Source organism: Sphaerospermopsis reniformis, from assembly GCF_005402885.1.
GTDB classification, from domain to species: Bacteria; Cyanobacteriota; Cyanobacteriia; order Cyanobacteriales; family Nostocaceae; genus Sphaerospermopsis; species Sphaerospermopsis kisseleviana.
Window position 1 is genome coordinate 1 of sequence record NZ_BJCE01000109.1, and the last position, 17887, is coordinate 17887.

The 17887-nt window shown below is 37.1% G+C and carries 25 protein-coding genes; 21 read left to right on the forward strand and 4 right to left on the reverse strand.

The annotated features are described in order from the left end of the window. Positions 1-763: 763 nt before the first annotated feature. The 15 genes from nifK (at position 764) to FFR48_RS15760 (ending at position 10639) form a co-directional block, all read left to right on the forward strand. Complete coding sequence (nifK, locus tag FFR48_RS15695; RefSeq protein WP_096568533.1) at positions 764-2299, forward strand: nitrogenase molybdenum-iron protein subunit beta; 1536 nt, start codon at positions 764-766, stop codon at positions 2297-2299. Positions 2300-2579: 280 nt separating this feature from the next. Next, positions 2580-2906 carry a Mo-dependent nitrogenase C-terminal domain-containing protein gene (locus FFR48_RS15700; protein ID WP_096568530.1) on the forward strand — a complete coding sequence of 109 codons (327 nt, stop codon included), beginning with the start codon at positions 2580-2582 and terminating at the stop codon, positions 2904-2906. 336 nt (positions 2907-3242) lie between these two features. Next, complete coding sequence (gene nifE / locus FFR48_RS15705; protein ID WP_137668006.1) at positions 3243-4610, forward strand: nitrogenase iron-molybdenum cofactor biosynthesis protein NifE; 1368 nt, start codon at positions 3243-3245, stop codon at positions 4608-4610. Positions 4611-4698: 88 nt separating this feature from the next. Beyond that, on the forward strand, positions 4699-6030 hold the full coding sequence (gene nifN / locus FFR48_RS15710; RefSeq protein WP_137668007.1) for a nitrogenase iron-molybdenum cofactor biosynthesis protein NifN: 1332 nt from the start codon (positions 4699-4701) through the stop codon (positions 6028-6030). An 81-nt stretch (positions 6031-6111) separates the two neighbouring features. Then, positions 6112-6531 (forward strand): nitrogen fixation protein NifX, encoded by a 420-nt coding sequence (nifX, locus tag FFR48_RS15715; RefSeq protein WP_096568524.1) that lies wholly within the window; start codon positions 6112-6114, stop codon positions 6529-6531. Beyond that, a complete protein-coding gene (locus FFR48_RS15720; protein WP_137668008.1) occupies positions 6528-7004 on the forward strand; it encodes a NifX-associated nitrogen fixation protein in 477 nt (158 codons plus the stop codon). The genes nifX and FFR48_RS15720 overlap by 4 nt, the downstream gene beginning before the upstream one ends. A gap of 6 nt (positions 7005-7010) precedes the next feature. Beyond that, positions 7011-7139: an alpha/beta hydrolase gene (locus FFR48_RS29010; protein ID WP_236104083.1), complete on the forward strand. Its 129-nt coding sequence runs from the start codon at positions 7011-7013 to the stop codon at positions 7137-7139. Continuing rightward, positions 7136-7336, forward strand: a complete 201-nt coding sequence (locus tag FFR48_RS15725) for a CCE_0567 family metalloprotein (protein WP_096572692.1) — start codon at positions 7136-7138, stop codon at positions 7334-7336. The genes FFR48_RS29010 and FFR48_RS15725 overlap by 4 nt, the downstream gene beginning before the upstream one ends. Beyond that, entirely contained in the window at positions 7333-7650 is a 318-nt protein-coding gene (nifW, locus tag FFR48_RS15730) for a nitrogenase-stabilizing/protective protein NifW (protein ID WP_096568518.1), read from the forward strand. Before FFR48_RS15725 ends, nifW begins: the two co-directional genes overlap by 4 nt. A gap of 10 nt (positions 7651-7660) precedes the next feature. Next, positions 7661-8443 (forward strand): HesA/MoeB/ThiF family protein, encoded by a 783-nt coding sequence (locus FFR48_RS15735; protein ID WP_137668010.1) that lies wholly within the window; start codon positions 7661-7663, stop codon positions 8441-8443. Positions 8444-8509: 66 nt separating this feature from the next. Continuing rightward, positions 8510-8881 (forward strand): HesB/IscA family protein, encoded by a 372-nt coding sequence (locus FFR48_RS15740; RefSeq protein ID WP_137668011.1) that lies wholly within the window; start codon positions 8510-8512, stop codon positions 8879-8881. A 194-nt stretch (positions 8882-9075) separates the two neighbouring features. Continuing rightward, positions 9076-9375, forward strand: a complete 300-nt coding sequence (locus tag FFR48_RS15745) for a 2Fe-2S iron-sulfur cluster-binding protein (RefSeq protein ID WP_137668012.1) — start codon at positions 9076-9078, stop codon at positions 9373-9375. Positions 9376-9427: 52 nt separating this feature from the next. Continuing rightward, complete coding sequence (locus tag FFR48_RS15750) at positions 9428-9775, forward strand: FeoA family protein (protein ID WP_307722526.1); 348 nt, start codon at positions 9428-9430, stop codon at positions 9773-9775. A gap of 3 nt (positions 9776-9778) precedes the next feature. Beyond that, positions 9779-9928 carry a site-specific DNA-methyltransferase gene (locus tag FFR48_RS15755; protein ID WP_236104082.1) on the forward strand — a complete coding sequence of 50 codons (150 nt, stop codon included), beginning with the start codon at positions 9779-9781 and terminating at the stop codon, positions 9926-9928. A gap of 288 nt (positions 9929-10216) precedes the next feature. After that, positions 10217-10639, forward strand: coding sequence for a hypothetical protein (locus tag FFR48_RS15760; protein WP_137668013.1), 423 nt, complete (start codon positions 10217-10219; stop codon positions 10637-10639). A 51-nt stretch (positions 10640-10690) separates the two neighbouring features. On the opposite strand, the gene FFR48_RS15765 is transcribed toward FFR48_RS15760, so the two are convergent. After that, entirely contained in the window at positions 10691-11158 is a 468-nt protein-coding gene (locus FFR48_RS15765) for a DUF29 domain-containing protein (protein WP_137668014.1), read from the reverse strand. An 800-nt stretch (positions 11159-11958) separates the two neighbouring features. Here FFR48_RS15765 and FFR48_RS15770 point away from each other — a divergent pair. From FFR48_RS15770 to FFR48_RS15785, 4 genes are all read left to right on the forward strand, one after another. Then, complete coding sequence (locus FFR48_RS15770) at positions 11959-12555, forward strand: CBS domain-containing protein (protein WP_187040955.1); 597 nt, start codon at positions 11959-11961, stop codon at positions 12553-12555. Positions 12556-12936: 381 nt separating this feature from the next. Next, on the forward strand, positions 12937-13401 hold the full coding sequence (locus FFR48_RS15775; protein ID WP_137668015.1) for an ankyrin repeat domain-containing protein: 465 nt from the start codon (positions 12937-12939) through the stop codon (positions 13399-13401). Then, complete coding sequence (locus FFR48_RS15780) at positions 13388-14674, forward strand: nitroreductase family protein (protein ID WP_096568498.1); 1287 nt, start codon at positions 13388-13390, stop codon at positions 14672-14674. Before FFR48_RS15775 ends, FFR48_RS15780 begins: the two co-directional genes overlap by 14 nt. Before the next feature lie 19 nt (positions 14675-14693). Beyond that, on the forward strand, positions 14694-15068 hold the full coding sequence (locus FFR48_RS15785) for a hypothetical protein (RefSeq protein ID WP_096572690.1): 375 nt from the start codon (positions 14694-14696) through the stop codon (positions 15066-15068). Between the two features lie 138 nt (positions 15069-15206). On the opposite strand, the gene FFR48_RS15790 is transcribed toward FFR48_RS15785, so the two are convergent. Next, entirely contained in the window at positions 15207-15680 is a 474-nt protein-coding gene (locus FFR48_RS15790; protein WP_096568495.1) for a hydrogenase maturation protease, read from the reverse strand. A 224-nt stretch (positions 15681-15904) separates the two neighbouring features. On the opposite strand from FFR48_RS15790, the gene FFR48_RS15795 reads away from it, so the two are divergent. Together FFR48_RS15795 and FFR48_RS15800 are read left to right on the forward strand one after the other, a co-directional pair. Next, a complete protein-coding gene (locus FFR48_RS15795; protein WP_096568492.1) occupies positions 15905-16273 on the forward strand; it encodes an SET domain-containing protein in 369 nt (122 codons plus the stop codon). Between the two features lie 140 nt (positions 16274-16413). Continuing rightward, on the forward strand, positions 16414-16917 hold the full coding sequence (locus FFR48_RS15800) for a hypothetical protein (protein WP_137668016.1): 504 nt from the start codon (positions 16414-16416) through the stop codon (positions 16915-16917). A gap of 89 nt (positions 16918-17006) precedes the next feature. On the opposite strand, the gene FFR48_RS15805 is transcribed toward FFR48_RS15800, so the two are convergent. Both FFR48_RS15805 and FFR48_RS15810 read right to left on the reverse strand, forming a co-directional pair. Further along, complete coding sequence (locus tag FFR48_RS15805; protein ID WP_096568486.1) at positions 17007-17372, reverse strand: type II toxin-antitoxin system PemK/MazF family toxin; 366 nt, start codon at positions 17370-17372, stop codon at positions 17007-17009. Continuing rightward, complete coding sequence (locus tag FFR48_RS15810; protein ID WP_228051890.1) at positions 17366-17602, reverse strand: DUF2281 domain-containing protein; 237 nt, start codon at positions 17600-17602, stop codon at positions 17366-17368. The genes FFR48_RS15805 and FFR48_RS15810 overlap by 7 nt, the downstream gene beginning before the upstream one ends. Positions 17603-17887 lie beyond the last annotated feature (285 nt).

Genomic DNA, 17887 nt, shown 5'->3' on the forward strand with positions numbered 1-17887 from the left:
TTGAAATCCCAAAAAATGCACACTTTTTCCGGTATACCCTTCAAAACCCTTGCACTAATTTCTGTGTTTATCAGCCTCTAACCTTTGATATATCAAGGTTTTAGGTTTATTCAGCAAACCCTAAATATGCCATTATGATTTATTCCTGCTGGTTTTAACTGTAGTTTCATAATTTGCTATAAATCATCTTTCCTTAGAAAATTCTCGATAATTGGCACTATTCTATTAATTAATCAATCTTTGTTTGATTTGGATTTCTCCCCAATTAATATTAATCATTCTCTTCTCTTGGTGTATATTGTAATTTTAGCTTAATTGTAACTTAATTTCAGTTTAAATACAAACATTAAGCATTCACAAACTATTAAACCATTAATAAAAATACTCCGGTCCTTACCACGGTTACGACGGATTCGCAATCTTCGCTCGTGACATGGATTTGGCACTCAACAGCCCAACCTGGGGATTAATCGGCGCTCCCTGGAACAAGTCTGCAAAGAAAGCTTTAAGAAAAGCTACAGCAGCAGTCTAGGTAACAACAGAGTAGGGGCAACCTTGGCCGGATAGGAAAAGTCTGGGGTTTCGCCCCAGGGGGGAGTAGGGAAGTCAAAATTCAAAATCAAAAATTCTCAGTGTTGAATTTTGCATTCTGAATTTTGAGCCACATTCCCCACTCTCCACCAAAAACCGGCGGGAAAACCCCGCCTCTACCCCACCAAAAAATCACTGAAACACAACACACAGCAAGCTTGGAGAACTAGAAATGCCTCAGAATCCAGAAAATATTAAGGACCACGTTGAGCTATTCCACCAGCCAGAATACCAACAACTGTTCCAAAACAAGAAAGAATTTGAAAACGCTCACACCCCCGAAGAAGTTCAACGGGTTGCAGAATGGACAAAGACCTGGGAATATCGTGAAAAGAACTTCGCTCGTGAAGCTCTAACCGTTAACCCCGCTAAAGGTTGTCAGCCTTTAGGTGCTATGTTCGCTGCTGTGGGTTTTGAAGGCACTCTTCCCTTCGTTCAAGGTTCTCAAGGTTGTGTTGCTTACTTCCGTACACACTTAACCCGTCACTATAAAGAACCATTCTCCGGCGTTTCTTCTTCCATGACTGAAGACGCTGCGGTTTTCGGTGGTCTGCAAAACATGATTGATGGTTTGGCTAACGCTTACGCATTGTACAAACCCAAGATGATCGCAGTTTGCACCACCTGTATGGCTGAAGTTATCGGTGATGACTTAGGTGCGTTTATCACCAACGCTAAAAACGCTGGTTCAGTTCCCCAAGACTTCCCCGTACCCTTCGCACATACTCCTAGCTTCGTAGGTTCTCACATCACCGGTTACGACAACATGATGAAGGGCATTCTTTCTAACCTGACCGCAGGTAAGAAGAAAGCTACCAGCAATGGCAAAATCAACTTCATCCCCGGTTTTGACACCTATGTAGAAAACAACCGTGAAGTTAAGCGCATCGCTGAATTGATGGGCATTGACTACACCTTGTTATCTGACAACAGTGATTATGTTGACGCACCTAACGATGGTGAATTCAATATGTACCCCGGTGGTACAAAGTTAGAAGATGCAGCAGACTCCATCAACGCTAAAGCTACTGTTGCTCTTCAAGCTTACTCCCTGAGCAAGACCCGTGAATACATTGCTAAGGAATGGAAGCAAGATGTTTGTGTTGCTCGTCCTTGGGGTATCAAGGGTACAGACGAATTCTTGATGAAACTCAGCGAACTAACTGGTAAGCCCATTCCTGCTGAATTAGAAGTAGAACGTGGTCGTGCAGTTGACGCTATGACCGACTCCCATGCTTGGGTACACGGTAAGCGTTTCGCTATCTACGGTGATCCTGACCTAGTTTACAGCGTTGTTAGCTTCATGTTAGAAATGGGTGCTGAACCTGTACACATTTTGGTTCACAACACCAACGAAGTATTTGAAAAAGAACTGCAAGCACTGTTAGATTCTAGCGAATTTGGTAAAGACGCTAAAATCTGGGGTGGTAAGGACTTGTGGCACTTACGTTCCTTGTTGTTCACCGAACCCGTAGACCTGTTAATCGGTAACTCCTACGGTAAGTACCTGTGGCGTGATTGTGGTGTACCTTTAGTAAGAATCGGTTATCCCATCATGGACCGTCACCACTACCACCGCTATGCAACCATCGGTTACAAAGGTGTAATCAACTTGTTGAACTGGGTTGTTAACACAATCTTTGAAGAAATCGATCGCAACACCAACGTTGCTGGTAAGACCGATATTTCTTACGACTTAGTACGCTAAGAATATCAACAGTCAGGTGTTAAAAAACATCTGACTACTAGCAAAACAACAAAGAATAAATGGGGATTGGGTATTATTTCCCAATTCCCTATTCCAGTAAATCACAACAGGAATCGTAGGGGCGAAGCATTCGGAAAATAGCCTTCGACAAAAATTGATAATTAATCGCCCGAATGCTTCGCCCGTAGAGCAGTCAGAATAATTGAATGCTGATTACTGATTACTGATTACTGATTACTGATTACTGATTACTAAATTGTAGTTATCTTAGGTTTGCATTATGGCATCTATTCCCCATTCTCATCCACATCCTAACTATCATCCACCCAGCTACCAAAACCCCGGAAACTTTGACATTTTCCGTCCCCTGAGAAAGTTAGTAGATGGTATCCCAGTTAAAAATAATCGCCTAGCCCATCTAATTTGTCGAGTAATTCCCTGTTGTTGTCCTTTCGAGCGAGATATTAATTTATTTGGTCGCACTTTCCATATTCCCGCAATTTGTCAAATCAATCCTCTGTATAACGAAGTTGTCGGTTTACGATTTCGGGCTTTGTCATATCTTGTTGACGAATGTGGCGAAGATGTGACGCAATATATTTGCTAAACATCAATTATTATTCATTACCCATTACTTTTTTCTTGGTCATTAGTCATTGGTCATTAGTCATTAGTATTGAACTAAACAGAAGAGCAATTATCAAGGATTGATGTTATTAAAATTCAGTTACAGATAAATAGATATCTTTTCTGAAATTTTAACTGTGTAAATCTAATATTAAGAGGAATTTTGCGGTAAGTCTATATAGTTTTGCAGAAATGTTGAATGTCAGAAATCAGGATTTTCCATAGCAGCGTAGCCTTAAAAAGCTGATGACTGATTACTGATAGCTGAATGCTGACAATTTTAATTAATAAAAATCAACCCAGGCGAGACATAAATATGAAAATGACCCAAAGCAAAATTAACGAACTTCTGAATGAATCAGGATGCGAACATAATCAAAAAAAACAAGGAGAAAAGAAAAACAAATCCTGTACCCAACAAGCTCAACCTGGTGCTGCTCAAGGTGGTTGTGCTTTTGATGGCGCAATGATAGCATTAGTGCCTATTACCGATGCTGCTCATTTGGTACATGGTCCTATTGCTTGCGCTGGTAACTCTTGGGGAAGTCGCGGAAGTTTGTCTTCTGGACCAATGCTTTATAAAACAGGTTTTACCACTGATTTAACAGAAAATGATGTGATTTTTGGTGGTGAGAAAAAACTTTATCAAGGCATTCTCGCAATTCACAAACGTTACAAACCAGCCGCAGTTTTTGTATATGCTACTTGCGTAACTGCTCTTATTGGTGATGATATGGAAGCAGTTTGTAAAGTAGCAGCAGAAAAAATTGGTGTTCCGGTTGTTCCTGTTATTTCTCCTGGTTTTATAGGTAGTAAAAATCTGGGAAATCGCTTTGGTGGTGAAGCTTTATTAGATTATGTAGTCGGTACTGCTGAACCAGAATATACTACACCTTATGATATTAATTTGATTGGTGAGTACAATATTGCTGGGGAAATGTGGGGCGTTTTACCTTTATTTGAAAAGTTAGGTATTCGCGTTTTATCTAAAATTACTGGCGATGCTCGCTATCAAGAAATAACCTATGCTCACCGTGCTAAATTGAATGTGATGATATGCTCACGGGCATTATTAAACATGGCGCGGAAAATGGAGGAACGTTACGGTATTCCTTACATTGAAGAATCATTTTATGGTATAGATGATATTAACCGTTGCCTGAGAAATGTCGCTGCAAAATTAGGTGATGCTGATTTACAAGCACGGACAGAAAAATTAATTTCTGAAGAAACAGCAGCTTTAGATATTGCCCTTGCACCTTATAGAGAAAGACTCAAAGGTAAACGAGTTGTACTCTATACTGGTGGTGTAAAAAGTTGGTCAATTATTTCGGCAGCTAAAGATTTAGGAATAGAAGTTGTTGCCACCAGTACCCGCAAAAGTACAGAAGAAGATAAATCCAAAATCAAGAAATTGTTAGGCAATGATGGCATTATGTTAGAAAAAGGAAATGCCAAAGAATTGCTCAAGTTAGTGGAAGATACTAAGGCTGATATGTTAATAGCTGGGGGAAGAAACCAGTACACAGCATTAAAAGCCAGAATCCCATTTTTAGATATTAACCAAGAACGTCATCATCCCTATGCTGGTTATATGGGAATGGTAGAAATGGCACGGGAATTATACGAAGCTTTGTATAGCCCAATTTGGGAACAAATTCGTAAACCCGCACCTTGGGAATAAATTAAAAATTGATAATGGATAATTGATAATGGAAAATTATTAATTATCAATTGTCAATTTTCAATTTTCAATTATTGAGATTATATTTATGGCACTTGTTACACTTCCAGAAAAATCTGTTTCTGTTAATCCCCTTAAACAAAGTCAAGCTTTAGGCGCATCTTTAGCTTTTTTAGGATTAAAAGGAACTATCCCTTTATTTCATGGTTCTCAAGGTTGTACTGCTTTTGCAAAAGTTGTTTTAGTTCGGCATTTTCGGGAAGCGATTCCTTTAGCTACTACCGCAATGACGGAAGTTACTACCATTTTAGGTGGTGAAGAAAATGTTGAACAAGCAATTTTAACAGTAGTAGAAAAATTACAACCAGAAATTATTGGTTTATGTACCACTGGGTTAACTGAAACTAGAGGAGATGATATTGAACGTTTTTTAAAAGAAATTAGAAAACGTCATCCAGAATTAGATCATTTAGCCATTATTTTTGCTCCCACTCCTGACTTTAAAGGTGCATTGCAAGATGGTTTTGCAGTTGCAGTAGAAAGCATTGTTAAAGAAGTTCCCAAAGCAGGAGGGGTAAAACCAGAACAAATCACAATTTTAGCGGGTTCTGCATTTACTCCGGGAGATGTTCAAGAAATCGAAGAAATGGTTAAATCCTTCGGTTTAGATCCTATTTTTGTGCCTAATTTGGGAGCTTCTTTAGATGGACATTTAGAGGATAATTATAGTGCTATAACTGCTAGTGGTACAACTATCAAACAATTGCAATCTTTAGGTAGTTCTGCTTTCACTATTGCATTAGGTGAAAGTATGCGAGGAGCAGCTAAAATTCTCCAGCAAAGGTTTAACACAGACTACGAAGTTTTCAGAGATTTAACAGGTTTAGAACCTGTGGATGAGTTTCTACAAGCCTTATCTGTGTTAAGTGGAAATCCCGTACCAGAAAAATATTGTCGCCAACGTCGTCAGCTACAAGATGCGATGTTAGACACTCATTTTTATTTTGGTGCAAAACGGATTTCTTTAGCCTTAGAACCGGATTTAATGTGGTCTATGGTGCATTTTCTCCAGTCAATGGGGGCGCAAATTCATGGGGCTGTAACTACCACAAAATCACCTTTATTAGAGCATCTAACCATTAAAAATGTGACTATTGGCGATTTAGAAGATTTGGAAGATTTAGCAGTAGGTTCTGATTTATTAATTGGAAATTCTAATGTTAATACTATTGCTAAACGTCTTTCTATTCCTCTCTATCGTTTAGGTATTCCTATTTACGACAGATTAGGAAATGGCTTATTTACCAAGGTAGGATATCGCGGTTCTATGGATGTTTTATTTGGTATTGGCAACCTATTTATAGAACACGAAGAAGCATTAATGATGAAACAATGGGAACAGGTAATAGGTGACAGGTGACAGGTGACAGGTGACAGGTGACAGGTGACAGGTGACAGTTAATAAGCTGATTACTGATTACTAATTACTAACAAAGGACAAATGAAAGTGAAAATTGCATTTACGACAACTGACAGAATTCATGTTAATGCTCATTTTGGATGGGCTAAGGAAATTGATGTCTATGAAATTACAGATGAAGGATATCAATTTCTAGAAACTTTAACCTTTGATGGTGATCTTAAAGAAGATGGTAATGAGGATAAAATTACCCCTAAACTTGAGGCTTTAAAAGATTGTACAATAGTTTATGTAGTGGCTATTGGTGGTAGTGCGGCCGCTCGTTTAATTAAGCATGGTGTGACACCTGTTAAGGCGAAATCTGAAGAAGAAAAGATTGAAGAAATCTTGACTAAATTAGTGCAAACTTTGAAAGGGAATCCTCCACCTTGGTTGCGTAAAGCTTTAGGTCAAAAGAAATCTAACTTTTTAGAGGAAATTGAAAACGAAGCTGCGGTATGAGTGAAAATAATAGTGTGAACGGAAACGCAACAAGCAAGATAATTTCTTCACCTTTTCTGAAAACATTAGTCCAACAAATTCGAGCTAATGATAGCTATGGATTTTACAAAAATTGGTCTGATGAATTGATTCTTAAACCTTTTGTGGTGACAAAACAAAAGAAAAAAGAAATTTCTACAGAAGGTGAAGTTGATCCAGCTACTCTTTCTCGCATTAATGCTTTTTTTAGAGCGATCGCCTCAAGCATAGAAAAGGAAACTGGATTACTTTCTAATGTGGTAATTGAATTAGGTCATGAAGGTTTTGGTTGGGCTTTAGTTTTTTCTGGACGATTATTATTAACTGTAAAAACCTTACGTGATGCTCACCGTTTTGGTTTTGAATCTCTAGAAAAGCTGAATGAAGAGGGAGAAAAGTTTGTTGAAAAAGGAATTGAATTAGCCAAACGTTTCCCCGAAGTAGGCAATTTGTAATATTTGGTGATTGGGGACTGGGGACTGGGGACTGGGGACTGGGGACTGGGAAGAATACCCAATTACCCATTACCAATTACCCATTACCAATTACCAATTACCAATTACCAATCACCAATGACCAATCACCAATGACCATTGAAGAACTGAAAACCACGATTAAAAAGCTAAATAGTAAAGCAGGTCAAATGAAAATGGATCTGCATGATTTAGCTGAAGGACTACCTACAGATTACGAAAAATTGATGGATGTTGCCAATGAGACTTACAAAATCTATCAAGAGTTAGATCAACTCAAGCAACAACTAAAAAAAATGGAGAACGGTAAATGACTGGAACTATTGAAGAATTTAAAAAAATCGTAGATGCAGAAGCTTATTTCCAGTTTTTTAATCTGCCTTACGATCAACATTTTGTCAATGTCAATCGGCTGCATATCTTAAAAAAATTCTCTCAATTTATGTATCAAATTGATGAGCAATATCCTAATCTAAGTGCAGCAGAAAAGTTAGAAAAATACAGCCAAGCTTTGCAACAAGCTTATCAAGTTTTTATAGAATCAACACCCCACGAACAAAAATTGTTCAAGGTGTTCAATGACAAACCAAAAAATGTAGTTACGCTAACAGAAATCACGTCTGACTAGGAGGTATAAATTGATCAACCTAACGCCTACCGAATTAGAACGCTATAGTCGCCAAATGATGCTGCCGAATTTTGGCGAAATAGCTCAAAAGCGCCTGAAGTCAGCGACGGTTCTGGTGACTGGTGTGGGGGGATTAGGTGGAACGGCGGCGCTTTACCTAGCAGTAGCGGGCGTTGGGCGGCTCATCCTAGTCCGGGGTGGTGATTTGCGTCTCGATGACATGAATCGTCAGATTTTAATGACTGATGATTGGGTGGGAAAACCAAGAGTTTTTAAGGCTAAAGAAACTCTGGAAGCTATTAATCCTGATGTGCAAATTGAGGCAATTCATGATTATATTACCCCCGAAAATGTAGATTCGTTGGTGCAATCTGCGGATATGGCTTTGGACTGCGCCCACAATTTTACCGAGCGTAATTTATTAAATGAAGCTTGTGTAAAGTGGCGTAAACCAATGGTGGAAGCAGCAATGGATGGAATGGAGGCTTACCTAACAACAATTATTCCTGGTGTAACTCCTTGTTTGTCCTGTTTGTTTCCAGAAAAACCAGATTGGGATCGCCGGGGTTTTTCAGTTTTAGGGGCTGTTTCTGGAACTTTAGCTTGTTTAACTGCTTTGGAAGCTATCAAGTTAATTACCGGTTTTAGTCAACCATTATTATCGGAATTGCTAACAATTGATTTCAGTAGAATGGAATTTGCTAAAAGTCGTTCTCAACGCGATCGCAATTGTCCAGTCTGCGGTAATACAGCACCTTGGAGATATTCCCAATCTCAATCTTTATCAGTTTAAAGTTTCACCACCACAGTAATAATTAACCTACATCTGAAAATCAGAATCATCGCTACAGGAAACAAAATGACTGTTACTTTAACAGAAAAAGCAGAATTTCGTTTGCGGGCTTTTTTAAAAGGTTCTGCTGCGGAAGAAAATCAAGCTAAAAAAGGTATCCGCATCTCCGTTAAAAACGGTGGTTGTAGTGGCTATGAATATGGTATTGAAATTACCAATAAGCCCCAACCTGATGATATTGTCACCCAACAAGGTAACGTATTGATTTACGTTGACGCTAAAAGTGCGCCCTTATTAGAAGGTGTCGTCATTGATTTTATTGAGGGTGTCATGGATAGCGGTTTTAAGTTTTCCAACCCCAATGCAACTGACACCTGTGGTTGTGGCAAATCTTTTAAATCAGGAGATTGTTCACCTAACGGTGTACCTTGCAGCTAAAAAAATTTGGAACTTAGGAAAAAATAGATATGGAAACTTTTCTAAGTTCCATTCCATCACCTACAAATTTACAACTTTTCCGTAGACACACTCTACATTTTTTTGTGTACGGAAGAGATGATTTACCTTACTGAAAATGTAAACAGTAAGCAACCAAATTACAAGTTCTATTCAAATTTGAGGAGAAGTAAAACATGGCAACCTATAAAGTAAGATTGATCAACAAAAAAGAAGAATTAGACACCACAATTGACTGTGATGATGATGTCACAATTATTGATGCAGCAGCAGATGCAGGTATTGATTTACCAGTTTCTTGTCACGCTGGTTCTTGTTCTAGCTGTGTAGGTAAAATTGTTGAAGGTGAAATCAACCAAGATGATCAAAACTTCTTGGATGATGAACAAGTAGAAAAAGGTTTTACTTTATTGTGCGTTACTTATCCCCGCTCCAACTGTACAATCAAAACCCACCAAGAAGCTTATTTGGTTTAATACAAAATTAGGGTTTAGCTTTGCTAATTAAACCCATAATTGAACTTTTACCATGATGGAGGATGTTTATCATCTTTCATCATTTCAAGTTTCACTTTTTACTTTTAATTATTGTTCGGCAATGTTTACTCCTTTTAGTGTAACTGGTTGCTCTTTGGAATTGCTCAAACCTGGAGAAATAGGAATTGTTACTGTCTGTCAAACTCAGGATAAAACTATGAGAAAGAAACTGATATCAATGGGTATTCATACAGGAACTAATATCACTGTTGAGCAGCATTTTCCGGCTTTTATAATTAAGGCTGGAAATGTATCAATGAATTTAGATCGGGACACTGTACGGGCTATTTATGTGCGTGTGCTTGAGGGTGGAACTAATAGATTATTAAAACAAAAATAATTTTTGGTATTATGTGATCCAAAAGACTGTTTAGCAGCTAGAAATTTAAATCGTCATTATTTAGGAATTGAAATCAATCCTGATTATGTTAATCTAGCTAATAACCGTATGGCAGAATCTAATTTTAAACAACAGGAATTATTTATTATTTGAACTATGATTATTTTAGCCAAATTTTAATGATTAAGCTATAACACTTGTTGATACCCAGATCCCCGACTTCTGTGATATAGTCAGATTTTATTAACATGATAATAAAAGAAGTCCGGGATCTTATGACTAGATTACTGAATGCTTAATGCCAGATTATCCCACAAACCAATTATCATCTAAAACCTGTTCTAATCAACTCATTGTTAAGGACTAAATTAAGTTCTTGATTTAGTATAAAAAGTAGTGTATATTAAATTATACGTTTATATATTGATCAATAAGTAAGTTATGTTTTCTGATCCTGATCCCGTTGAAAAAATTGCTGTTGCTTTATTTTGGAAATTAGTTAAGGACGAAAATCTCAGAAAGCAAATTTATCAAGCTGGACTTGGTTGTTTTGATTTCATACAGGTTGCAACAAACAACGTTAACCTTCGTTCACCAGAAGAAGATATTAAGATAGCTCTAAGAACTTGTATTAGAAATGACACTGACAGTAAAGCACGGATAACAGCTTTTGTTACTGGGTTGCATTTGCAACACAAGATTCAAAGAGGAGCGCAAGTTGGTGGAAGTTTACTTAGAAGATTTGGAAAGTCATATTTTCCACATATCAACGATAGGGAACTACGTTTTGCTTTAGATGTTGATTCAGAATTGGAGAATTATTTATACAATCAAATCATAGCTCAAAATTCATGGTCACAATAAATGTGAATTTTGACTCTGGAATTGATTTATAAAAGAGCGATCGCTATTTTCTCATCTCCCAACAAACCAATTATCATCTAAAACCTGCTCTAAAGAACCAATGGGATTGATGGGAAATGTATCCAGGGGAAGTTGAGAGCGATCGCTTGCTTCTTTTCTTGCTTCTTCATAACATTCCTCAAAGATTTCTAAAATATAAGGTTTCAAACTAGGACTATCTTTCAATTCTTTTTTTATTTGTCTGCGAAAAGTCCTGATTTCCCCTTTCCAATGTCCCTCATTACGCTCTCTTTCACTATCCCAATATTTAAGTTTTAACAAATGTTCGAGAAGTCTAATTAATAAACTTTCAATAGCTCGTTTCTGACTTCTACCCATAGTTTCTAATTCTTCAATTAAATTCTCTAAATCTACAGATGAAAATTGCCCAGCACGCAGTTGATTAATAGTTGTCCGCAACCACAAATAATAATCTTGTTCATATAAAGTTTGATTTGCTAATTCTACTGGTAACAGCATAAACTCACAGTTCCAATTTCACATTTACAATTTCTGATGTACTTCGTCAGTCTTCAATATATTGATAAGTTAACCAGGTTATTAATACCTAGATTATAACTATGATAACCCAAAAATGTATCTATTGACTACAAATGAAACATATATTTTGTCAAACCTCATATTTTCCGCTGCTGCCATAATTCAGAAATAGTATTTCTAGTCAATAATTTTTATATTTATTTAATGGAATTTTTCTAAATGTTTAACCAATAAATTTCATAATAAATCGTAATATCTGATATCAAAAACATCAAATATAATTTTTTGCTTCTGTCATCCACTTAACAATTTTTTAATCCGATTTATGGTCAAAAATGGGTGGATCTTTATAAATCATTCATATTTCCTGCTGACCAGAGTGATACTATATAAGTAAGCTAAATTGTTGGCAGTGAACCTAAACCTCAACAAGAAGCGATTACAGAGTAAATCCCAAACCTCTTACTTTGATCCCCAGTTAAACCACAACCAAGGTAAAAAGTAAGAACGGTAGATGAAAATATATAGAACCTGCGTAAATCTTATTTCTAAAATCACCGGATTCATGAAAATCTCTCAGATTATTAATAATTCGGTTTAGGAATGTTCACATCAAGTAATTGCTTTTTAGCCAGTAGTACATAACACGCCTCACTATTCAATATCTATTGATGATTAAGGTGCAAAGGTGCAAAAACTACCGAGAAAAAGTTTAGGAGAATCGCAGCAGTTTAGAAGTAATTCAATGATTCGCTCACCGAATTAAAGGAGCAGGAATTATGAGAGCCAAACAAATTATGACTCAAGATGTTGCTACTATTCGCGGTTCCGCAACCGTAGCAGAAGCAGTCAAACTAATGAGGCTCAAAGAACTGCGGGCTTTAGTTGTTGAACCTCGTCACAGTGGCGATGCTTACGGTATGATTACCGAAATGGATATCGTGGGCAAAGTTGCAGCTTTTGGTAGAGATCCCGAAGCGGTTCATGTGTACGAAGTGATGACTAAACCCTGCGTAGTTGTCAATCCTGACCTAGATGTTGAATATGTAGCGCGGTTATTTGCTAATACTGATACATGGCGTGCGCCTGTTATTCAAGGTGAATTATTAGGCATTATTTCTGTGACTGATATTCTCACCAAGGGTAACTTTGTAGATAAACCAAAATTAAAATTCCTACGCAAAGAGATACAGAAAGCTGTGTCTGAAGCTCGGTTAATTTCTGCTAACTATGGTCCAGATTCTAAACGAGCAATTGAAGCTTGGGATATAGTAGACGAACTCGAAGCAGAAGCTACTTTTTATGGTGTACCAAAACCATGCAAATCTGCTAGAGAACTGTTTGCTGACGATAAAAAACCAGTGACAGCCGGCTAACAGTTTTACTAGGTGACAGGTTACAGGTGACAGGTGACAGGTGACAGATTTAAAAGTTAATTTGTATCTTAGTTTTGTCATCAGTTGATGTCCTAATTACCTGAGTGCTTGCTATACCTTTTCTCTTCCCGGATGATCAATTCATCTCTTAGCCCCCCTTACTAAGGGGGGTTGGGGGGATCAAATCTCTGGCAACGTCACAAAGAATTGGTATCACAATTGTTCTCCAGCTACTGTGTTTTTTCTCTGATTCAAATAAAGCTTTTAAATATGGTGGGCATTGCTCACCATTCCGTTTTTATTTGGTAAGTATTCAGCTATCAGCTATCAGTAATCAGCCATCATATTTTTCTTGTTTAAGTTATTTACTCAACTATAATTATGAGTCAACCAAATCAACTCAAATTAAGTACAGAAACCTGCCAATGGCTATTAGCAAATAATTACAATCCCGAAGATTTAAATCAGCGGGGTAAAAATGGTGATACAGCTTTAATGAAAGCCACTAGAGATGGACTTTACCCAGTGGTGAAAGAATTAATTAATGCAGGTGCGGATATCAATGCCACTAACGATGATCACAATAATGCTTTGTGGTTTGCGTGTTTTGGGAATCACTACGATTTAATGAATTTACTACTAGAAGCCAACATAGATATTAACAATCAAAATGATAATGGTGCAACTGTCCTGATGTATGGTGCATCGGCTGGAAAGACAGAAGTAGTGAGATTGCTATTACAACATAATCCTAACATGAATTTACACAATTTGGATGACTATAAAGCAATTGACTTTGCCAGCAATATAGAAGTTTTAAGGTTACTGAAAAATGCCACACAGTAAGCTTTATGGAATAGCCTTTCATGAGGCTACCAAGCATTCTTACCTATCTGTGCAAATGAATCCCAATTATGTGGATGGATCAACTCAACCTCGCGCTTTTAAAGTTTATCCTAAATTTTATCGGCGAGTGAAATTAATTCCTAATAATCCATTTCATGCTTTTATCAAGTTAACAAGCGCCATTACTTTTGAGAAGATTTACAAAAATGAAACCTATCAACTCCGGGTAAATCCCTCTGCTGGGGCGTTATATCCCACGGAAGTTTATATCCAAATTCGTGAGGTTGAAGGATTTATAAACGGCATCTACCATCTAGAAGTTGAGAATAATTGTCTGACGTTGATTTATGAATTAATTGATGATGGGTTAGAAAGTTATATTATACCTAATAAACGTATCAACGGCTGCATTTTTTTAGTTAGTTGTGTTTATTATAGGTCTAGCTGGAAATATCAAGACAGGAGCATTAGATATTGCTTATTGGATAGCGGACACCTTATGGGCGCTATTGCAGCTTCAGCGTATCTTCATGAAAAAAACATCAAATTAATCTTTGACTTTGATAAACTCTCTCTCAATGCTGATTTAGGATTTGAGAATAAGGAGTTTATTAGTAGTTGTGTGATATCGGGGGAGACGCAAGAAAAGCCAGTCAGACGTTTAAGGTTATCCATTCCTTTTGTCTGTGGAACTGACTATTTTCAAGCGAATCAATTCATTGAAGATGCTTATCAAGCAACATCAATGCAACCTAGTCACCAGCAAAAGCTAGAACATCCTCAATTTAATTTTCACCGAGAACGGTTTTTTGAGAGCGTTTGGAACAGGCGTTCTATTCGACGTTTTCAAAGAAATTCTATTACTCAAGAAATCTATTGGCGAATTTGGCAAGATATTCAACAACCAATCCCTACAGAAGATTTTGAGCAAATAGAAATTTACTCGGTGGTGCATCGTGTTGAAGGTATGACACCCGGTTTATATCATGGTAGGAATCTCATTGAGTCGGGTGATTTGAGTGAAAAAACAGGTTACTTGTGTATTCATCAGGCGCTGGCTAAAGACTGCGCTGTAACTTTGTTTTTTGTGTCCGATTATTTGAGTTATCAAACTGCTATGCAATTAGCTGGTTTTATCGGACAACGAGTATATCTATCCTGCAATTATTGGGGAATAGATTGTAGTGGTATTGGTGCTTTTTATGATGATGAAGCCCAAGCATTTCTACTAACCAATAAGGATGTTCTTTATGTAATGGCCATTGGTAAATAAAATAGGAAAAGCAACCGAAATGAGCAGAAGAGAATCAGAATTCAATGCTGATGACAAGCACCCTATGCAAGCAACATCAGCAGATATTATCCTGCGACAACAGCTAGAATATTCTATTAGTCGGTACTTTTATCAAGGATGCGATCGCATTATTCAAAATTTACTCTCTCATTGTCGTTGGTATATGACGACTGATGCTAGTGCTTTAACTTTAGTAATTGAATGTCCAGATCAAGTTAGCAATTGGAAAATTTTGCAAAAAATCGTCCCAATGGCTAGTATTCTTTATGGTATTGTTAGCAGTGCCAAAATTCGCGTTTGTCCTCCTGACCCTAATGCTGTACCATTTGAAATGAGGGTAGATGAACTCTCAGTTTACCGTGATTGGGCATAGTTGGATTTTGGATTTTGGATTTTGGGTTTTGGATTTGAGATTCTTAATTCTCAGTATTCAGCATTCGGGCGAACAATTATCAATTTTTATCACAGGTTATTTTCCGAATGCTTCGCCCCTACTCCTGAATTTTGGAAATCAAGCCGTCACATTCTGACTTATAATTGTGATTAGTTCTGCCAAAACTAAATCAGCAGAATGTTGAACAGCAGCACTTAAATCTAGTCCAAAATCAAGATTTGCAGCTTCAATTAAATACACAGTCACATCCTGGGGAAAATCATCTAAAAAGATTTTTCTCCCAGCAGCCAAAGCATGATCCCAACGAAAATCATGCAAATTAAAACTCGGTTCGGGTAGAGCTTCTAATTCTTTCCCTGGGACTTTAAATATAGCACCTGGTGGGGAATCTGTGCAACTAGCATCCAGAATAATTAATTTTTCACTTCCTCTCGCTTGAAACATCACTTCCATTCCCGCAGTACCACAATCAAAAACGCGGACTTTGGGGTGAGGATTTTCGGCGAGATATTGCTGTAAACGTTGGGCAATAATTACGCCTACAGCGTCGTCATTACGATTGAGATTTCCACAACCTATGATCGTGAGCATGGGATATTTATAATAACATGAATATTCTCAATTTTGCACAGTTCCCCCACATAAACCTCAACAAAAATTAAAATTTACGGAAATTTTGATGATGTCTCTAAATATTAACTTTATAGTGACTATAGCAGCCGTAAGTAAGTGAAAAAAATTTGTCTTTATTGTCTCTGCGTCTATCTGTAGTGATTAGTTAAACATCATTCTCACAGATCAGACAAAATAGATTTATGTTAGTAGTTCGTGATACAGAAATCAAAGGAAGAGGTGTTTTTGCTCAGAGGGATTTTGAGCTTGGGGAAATAATTGATATCGCCAATGTGATTGTTATTCCTAAACAACAAGTTAAGTTAATTACCCATACGGTATTATGTAATTATTATTTTGGTTGGCATGGAGAAAGTGGGGCGATCGCTCTTGGTTATGGGTCTCTTTTTAATCATTCTTATCAGCCTAATGCGCTGTATGTGAAAAAGTTTGATCAACAAATAATAGAGATTATTGCTTATAAATATATTCGGGAAGGTCAGGAAATTACTATTAATTATAATGGTAATGTTGATGATTTAACGCCTATTTGGTTTGATGTGGTGGATTGATTTTTGATCACGCAGAGGCGCAGAGGCGCAGAGAGAGAAGGAGTAGGTTATTGTTTAACCGAATCTTAAACCTAGCTAATCAGATAGTAAATTTGTAGACTTGTTGCTTAATTTACACTATAGTTTTTAATGTTCCAATATTGACTGCATTAAAAATGAGTGAGACTATAAACTTTCAGCGCGAACTAACAAAGGGTCTGCTTTGGGGATTTGCACTAGGTATCAATTTAGACATAAATATTGCTATTTTGCAAGATTCTGACATTTTATTTTCAACCTATGTAGTTATATCAATTCTGAGTGCTATCTTAGGTGGAATTACTGCTCTAGTAATTTTAGGTATAATAGGCACTTTAAAAGGAATTAACTGGTTCTTGATTTTATTTTTTGGAAGCCTTATTACTTTTCTAACTACTGTTCTCAATATTGTATGGGCTACAATAGCTGGCTGGGTAAGCTTGATAGTTGTTCCCATTTTGTATCTTGTCAGAAAAACATTAGCAGAAAAAGCACCTAAATGGTTAGAAAAATCTGTAGACATATCAATGGAGTTATTTTTGACAAGTCTAATTCTTACAGGTTTAGTGTCTATATTTGAGAAAGTGACTGGTATTTCTCTAATTCGCATTTGGGAATTTTTGTAACTTAATAAAGTAGGTTGGGTTGACGTAAGGAAACCCAACATTAACCAGTCCTTTGCTGTTGGGTTTTCACTATCTACACCAACCTCATATCATTCATTATTATTTACAATATTCAACCCAAGTATAGTACACAAAGCTATCTCTAAATCATTTAAATAATTATCATCCAAGTGACCAATTAATCTGATAATCCTTGATTTATCAACAACTCTAATTTGCTCACAAAGCACTACAGAATCTTGGCTTAAACCACCAATACCAGCAGGAATAAGCACATGAGACGGTAAAATAGCTCGTCTAATTTTTGATGTGAATGGTGCAATAATGGTATGGGGGCTGACTGCATTTGCTCGATCAATTTGCACTACTACAACAGGTCTGATTCCTGCTTGTTCTGTGCCAATAACAGGGTTCAGATCACAGAGAACTACATCTCCTCTTTTGATATCTACCACTTAATTTCCCCACTTGCCAAACGTTGTTCATAATCTTCTAAATTAGATAAATAGTCAGCAAAATCAGATTCTGCTGTATCAATAGATTCGCCAAAATTAAAAGACCATTCTCCTTGTTCAAGCTTGTATTTAGTTAACAACCTGTCTATAAAATCAGATACTTCTTTAACTAAAGAATCTGGCATTTGCTGGATTTGAGCAATTGTTTTCTCTTGTAAATTCATACTCATAATAAAGCTGGGTTGCTTGCCTCTATATTCTCATTGTAACCTAACCTTTCCTTTCTTTCTTCCTTTGCGTCTTTGCGTCTACCCTGCGGGATCTCCTGACGGAGATTGCGTGAAACATAAAAATCCCCGACTTCATCTGAGAAAATCGGGGATCTAATTAGGGGTTGCTGAGAAAGTCTTTCCGTGAGGGCATAGGAGTCAGGAGTCAGGAGTCAGGAGTCAGGAGGAGATTGGAAAATTTCTTTGCCATCTCTTGAAATCCCCAAAAATGCACACTTTTTCCGG